Consider the following 5,446-nt stretch of genomic DNA (forward strand, 5'->3'; position numbering starts at 1 on the left):
GGCAAACTGCAGCAGGTAATCCGCCAGCGCCTCGCTGCACAGTACCGCCGCCCCGCTGACGCCAAAGGCCTTGCCGAAGGTCACCACCAGCAGCTCAGGATGAACGTTTTGCGCGTCGCAGCTGCCCCGGCCTTCGTCGCCCAGCACGCCAATGCCGTGGGCATCATCGACCAACAGCCAGCCGCCGGCTTCGGCGGTCACCTGGTTGATCGGGCCGAGAGGCGCGCTATCGCCGTCCATGCTGAAGACGCCTTCGGTGATCGCCAGCTGCTGGCCCGCCAGCGGTTTCTCCAGCAGCGCTTGCAGCTGCTGGACGTCGTTATGCTGAAAGCGCCGCAGCTGCGCCGGGCTGAAGCTGGCCGCTTCCAGCAGCGAGGCGTGGCTCAGACGGTCCGCTACCGCGCGATCGTCCTTGCCGAGCAGCGCAGCAATCAGCGCCTGGTTAGCGGCAAAGCCGGAGATAAACAGCAGCGCGCGCGAATAGCCCAGCCAGTCGGCAAGCGCCTCCTCCAGCTGGCGATGCGCGTCGCTGTAGCCGCTGACGTGGCCAGAGCCGCCGCTGCCGACGCCGTAGCGTTCGGCGCCCTGCTGCCAGGCGGCAACGATCTGCGGATGCTGGCTCAGGCCGAGGTAATCGTTGCTGGAAAAGTTGAGCCAGCGCTGCCCCTCGTGGGTCAGCCAGCGCCCGGCGCCCTGCGCCACCGGCTGGCGAGAGCGGAAAGCATCCGCCTGCCTCCGTTCGCTCAGCGCCTGCTCGATGCGTTGCTGCCAGCTCATAGCGCCGCCGCGTTGTAATATTCCTCGGTATCGGGGTTGTTCAGCGCCTGCTCCAGACGCTGCTGCTGCTCGTTATCGCCTTCCAGCACCGCCGTCTGCTGCGGGTTAAGCCCCAGCTTGCGGAACAGCTGCAGGTCCTTATCCTCTTCCGGGTTCGGCGTCGTCAGCAGCTTGCAGCCGTAGAAAATGGAGTTGGCCCCGGCCATAAAGCACATCGCCTGGGTCTGTTCGTTCATCTGCTCGCGGCCGGCGGAGAGGCGCACGTAGGAGGTTGGCATCATGATGCGCGCCACCGCGATGGTGCGGATAAACTCAAACGCGTCGACGTCGTCGTTGTCCGCCAGCGGCGTGCCCTTCACCTTCACCAGCATGTTGATGGGCACGCTTTCCGGCGGCGTCGGCAGGTTGGCCAGCTGCAGCAGCAGTCCGGCGCGATCTTTTTCCGTTTCGCCCAGCCCGACGATGCCGCCGGAGCACACCTTAATCCCCGCCCCGCGCACCTTGCCGAGGGTATCGAGGCGCTCCTGGTAGGTGCGGGTGGTAATGATATTGCCGTAGAACTCCGGCGAGGTATCGAGGTTGTGGTTGTAGTAGTCGAGACCGGCGCCGGCAAGGCGCTGCGCCTGGCTATCGGTCAGGGTGCCGAGGGTCATACAGGACTCCAGCCCCAGCGCCTTCACCCCTTTGACCATCTGCTCAAGATAGGGCATATCGCGTTCATGCGGATTCTTCCACGCCGCGCCCATGCAGAAACGGGTCGAACCGGCATTTTTGGCCTGCCGCGCCGACTCCAGCACCTGTTCAACCTCCATCAGGCGCTCGGACTCAAGGCCGGTTTTATAGCGCGCGCTCTGCGGGCAGTATTTACAGTCTTCCGGGCAGGCGCCGGTCTTAATCGACAGCAGCGTGCTGACCTGCACCTGGCGCGGGTCAAAGTGCTGGCGATGGATCTGCTGGGCTTCGAACAGCAGATCCAGCAGTGGTTTATTAAATAACTCGGTGACTTGCGACATTGTCCAGCGTGCGTGGTGAGCCATTGGCTTCTCCAAAGGGTTTTGTTAACTGTCGGTTCGGTTTATACTCGTAAACCTAAATGTTTTCAAAATGGTTTACAAGTCGCTTATGACAATGGACGATCTCGCCTTCGATCGGTGCCACATCTGGCACCCCTACACTTCCATGACCTCTCCCCTGCCGGTTTACCCGGTGGAATCCGCCCACGGCTGCGAGCTTTCACTGGCCGGCGGCGAACGGCTGATTGACGGCATGTCGTCATGGTGGGCGGCGATCCACGGCTACAACCATCCGCGGCTGAATGCGGCGATGAAAGCGCAGATCGACCAGATGTCGCACGTGATGTTTGGCGGCATAACCCACCCCTCGGCGGTCGCACTCTGCCGCCAGCTGGTGGCGATGACCCCGGAATCGCTGGAGTGCGTGTTCCTTGCCGATTCCGGTTCCGTGGCGGTCGAAGTGGCGATGAAAATGGCTCTGCAGTACTGGCAGGCAAAGGGCGAACCGCGCCGGCGTTTTCTCACCTTCCGCAACGGCTATCACGGCGATACCTTCGGCGCCATGTCGGTGTGCGATCCGGACAACTCCATGCACAGCCTGTGGCAGGGCTATCTGCCGGACAACCTGTTCGCCCCGGCGCCGCAAAGCCGCTTTGACGGCGAGTGGGACGAGCTCGACATGGTGCCCTTTGCCCGCCTGATGGCCGCCCATCGCCATGAAATTGCCGCGGTGATCCTTGAGCCCATCGTGCAGGGCGCCGGCGGGATGCGGATGTACCATCCGGAGTGGTTAAGGCGCGTCCGTAAGATGTGCGATCGCGAAGGTATCCTGCTGATTGCCGATGAGATTGCCACCGGCTTTGGCCGTACCGGCAAGCTGTTCGCCTGCGAACATGCGGGCATCGCGCCGGATATACTGTGCCTCGGCAAGGCGCTCACCGGCGGGACCATGACGCTCTCCGCGACGCTGGCCACCCGCACGGTCGCGGAGACCATCAGCAACGGCGAGGCCGGCTGCTTTATGCACGGCCCGACCTTTATGGGCAACCCGCTAGCCTGCGCGGTGGCCGCAGAGAGCCTCAGCCTGCTGGCAAGCGGCGAGTGGCAGACCCAGGTCGCCGCCATCGAAGCGCAGCTGAAGGCCGAGCTGGCGCCGGCGCGCGACTCCGGGCTGGTGGCCGACGTGCGCGTGCTCGGCGCGATTGGGGTGGTGGAAACCCGCCGTCCGGTGAACATGGCCGCCCTGCAGCGCTTCTTCGTGGAGCAAGGCGTGTGGGTGCGCCCGTTCGGCAAGCTTATCTACCTGATGCCGCCGTATATCATTAGCGCCGAACAGCTGACGCGCCTGACCCGGGCGGTTAACGCCGCGGTGCTGGAAGAAACATTTTTTAGCGATTAAGAGACGGTAACGCCGCGTCCCGCGCGCTACACTTCTTTGCCAATCAGGCGATTAACTTGAGGAGAGACGATGAAACTCATCAGTCATGATTTGCAGGATGGCGAGAAACTGCCCAACCGTCATGTATTCAACGGCATGGGCTACGCGGGGGACAATATTTCACCGCATCTGACGTGGGATGATGTACCGGCAGGCTGCAAAAGCTTTGTGGTGACCTGCTACGATCCCGACGCGCCGACCGGCTCCGGCTGGTGGCACTGGGTTGTGGCGAACCTCCCTGCCGATACCCGCGTGCTGCCCCAGGGCGCCGGTTCCGGGCTGGCGCCGCTGCCCGAAGAGGCGGTTCAGACCCGCACCGATTTCGGTCAGACGGGCTACGGCGGCGCGGCGCCGCCGAAGGGTGAAAGCCATCGCTACATCTTTACGGTGCACGCGCTGGACGTTGATAAAATTGAGGTCGATGAAGGCGCAAGCGGCGCGATGGTCGGTTTTAACGTCCATTTCCACAGCCTCGGCAGCGCCTCAATAACCGCCCTGTTTAGCTAAACTCGGCGCTTCCCCGGGCCAGCGCTCACGCCTGACCCGGGCCTATCTGATTACTGCTCCGTCACCGCGACGACCGCGTTTTTACGCACTCGCGCGTACCACACCACCGTCAGCAGCCCCAGCCAGACCAGGCCGGCGATCAGCGCAATACGCGTCTCTTCCACCATTCCCAGCACCGCAATTACCAGCCCCATAAACAGCAGGGTCAGCAGCGGCGCAACCGGCCAGAACGGCACCGGGAACGCGATATTTCGCCGCTCCTCCGCCGACAGGCCGCGGCGCATCGCAAAGTGGGCCAGCAGGATCATCAGCCAGACCCACACCGTGGCAAACGCCGCCAGCGAGGCGATGAGCACGAAGATCTGCTCCGGCATCAGGTAGTTCAGCACCACCGCCGCCAGCAGCGCCACGCCCATCACCACCACCGTCATCCAGGGCACGCCGTTGCTGGCGATGCGCTGGAAGCTTTTCGGCGCCATGCCCTCTTTCGCCATGCCGTACATCATGCGGCCCGCGCCAAATATATCGCTGTTGATGGCCGAAATGCTGGCGCTAATGACGATAATATTGAGGATTGTCGCCGCCGCCGGAATGCCCAGGCCGCTGAAGATCAGGACGAACGGGCTGCCCTGCTCGCCAAAGCTGCTCCACGGGAAAATAGCCATCAGGATCGCCAGGGTGCAGACGTAGAACAGCACGATGCGCAGCGGGATGGTATTGATTGCCTGCGGGATCACCTTTTTCGGCTCCTGCGCCTCTGCGGCGGTGACGCCAATGATTTCGACCCCGCCGAAGGCAAACATCACGATCCCCAGCGAAGCGATAATCCCCTGCCAGCCGTTCGGCGCAAACCCGCCGTGGCTCCACAGATTCTCCAGCCCCGTCGCCGGAAACGCGTTGCCAAAGCCAAAGAAGATGATGGCGCCGCCCGCCACGATCATCGCCATAATGGCCACCACCTTAATCAGCGAGAGCCAAAACTCCATCTCGCCAAAAATTCGCACGTGACACAGGTTCATCGCGCCGATGAAAAAGATAATGCTCAGCACCCAGATCCAGCGCGGAACGTCGGGATACCACAGCCCCATATAGATCCCAAACGCGGTCACGTCGGCGAGGGCCACAATGACCATTTCGAAGGTGTAGGTCCAGCCGGTGATAAACCCGGCCAGCGGGCCGAGATACTGGCGCGCGTAGCTGCCGAAGGAGCCGGAGACGGGGTTGCGCACCGCCATTTCCCCCAGCGCACGCATCACGATAAAGACCGCCGCGCCGCCGATAAGATAGGCCAGCAGCACCGCCGGACCGGCGGCCTTGATGGCGGCGGCCGACCCGTAGAACAGCCCGGTGCCGATGGCGGAACCGAGCGCGATAAAGCGAATATGGCGAGCGTTCAGCCCGCGCAGCAGATGTGGCTTTTGTTGCGATTGTTGTTGCATATGCAAGTGTCCTGATAATTTTTATACGACGACAAATATGCGTGTAGGACGGCCGGGGGGAAGGCATCCCCCCGACGCGGGTACAGAGAACAGCGAATGGTTAGTGGTGATCGGGCAGTACGGCAGGCAGCAGTCGCGTCAGGTGACGCGCGGCCAAAAGCTCAATAGCGTGTTCAATATCCGGCGCGAAGAAGCGGTCTTCGGTGTAGTGCGGCACGCGTTCGCGCAGCAGATGGCGCGCCTTTTCCAGCAGCGGGCTGCTGGTACGACCC

5 protein-coding genes and 1 pseudogene are annotated in these 5,446 nt (G+C 62.8%); 2 read left to right on the forward strand and 4 right to left on the reverse strand.

What is annotated here, in order from left to right; translation table 11 throughout:
• Positions 1–777: aminotransferase class I/II-fold pyridoxal phosphate-dependent enzyme (locus tag PFH44_RS24535; RefSeq protein ID WP_283826445.1), on the reverse strand; the 777-nt coding region annotated here is incomplete at its 3' end.
• On the reverse strand, positions 774–1,814 hold the full coding sequence (gene bioB, locus PFH44_RS24540) for a biotin synthase BioB (protein WP_283826446.1): 1,041 nt from the start codon (positions 1,812–1,814) through the stop codon (positions 774–776). The genes PFH44_RS24535 and bioB, both read right to left, overlap by 4 nt.
• 85 nt (positions 1,815–1,899) lie before the next feature.
• Between bioB and bioA the strand changes: the two genes are divergently transcribed.
• Together bioA and PFH44_RS24550 are read left to right on the forward strand one after the other, a co-directional pair.
• Positions 1,900–3,189 (forward strand): adenosylmethionine--8-amino-7-oxononanoate transaminase, encoded by a 1,290-nt coding sequence (bioA, locus tag PFH44_RS24545; RefSeq protein ID WP_283826447.1) that lies wholly within the window; start codon positions 1,900–1,902, stop codon positions 3,187–3,189.
• Between the two features lie 69 nt (positions 3,190–3,258).
• A complete protein-coding gene (locus PFH44_RS24550) occupies positions 3,259–3,735 on the forward strand; it encodes a kinase inhibitor (protein ID WP_283826448.1) in 477 nt (158 codons plus the stop codon).
• Between the two features lie 50 nt (positions 3,736–3,785).
• Here PFH44_RS24550 and PFH44_RS24555 read toward each other — a convergent pair whose 3' ends face one another.
• Positions 3,786–5,174: an amino acid permease gene (locus PFH44_RS24555; RefSeq protein WP_283826449.1), complete on the reverse strand. Its 1,389-nt coding sequence runs from the start codon at positions 5,172–5,174 to the stop codon at positions 3,786–3,788.
• Positions 5,175–5,274: 100 nt separating this feature from the next.
• A pseudogene (locus tag PFH44_RS24560) lies at positions 5,275–5,446 on the reverse strand (histidine ammonia-lyase); the annotation flags it as partial.

The sequence above is a fragment of the Klebsiella sp. Ech2A genome (genome assembly GCF_030078455.1).
GTDB classification, from domain to species: Bacteria; Pseudomonadota; Gammaproteobacteria; order Enterobacterales; family Enterobacteriaceae; genus Klebsiella; species Klebsiella terrigena.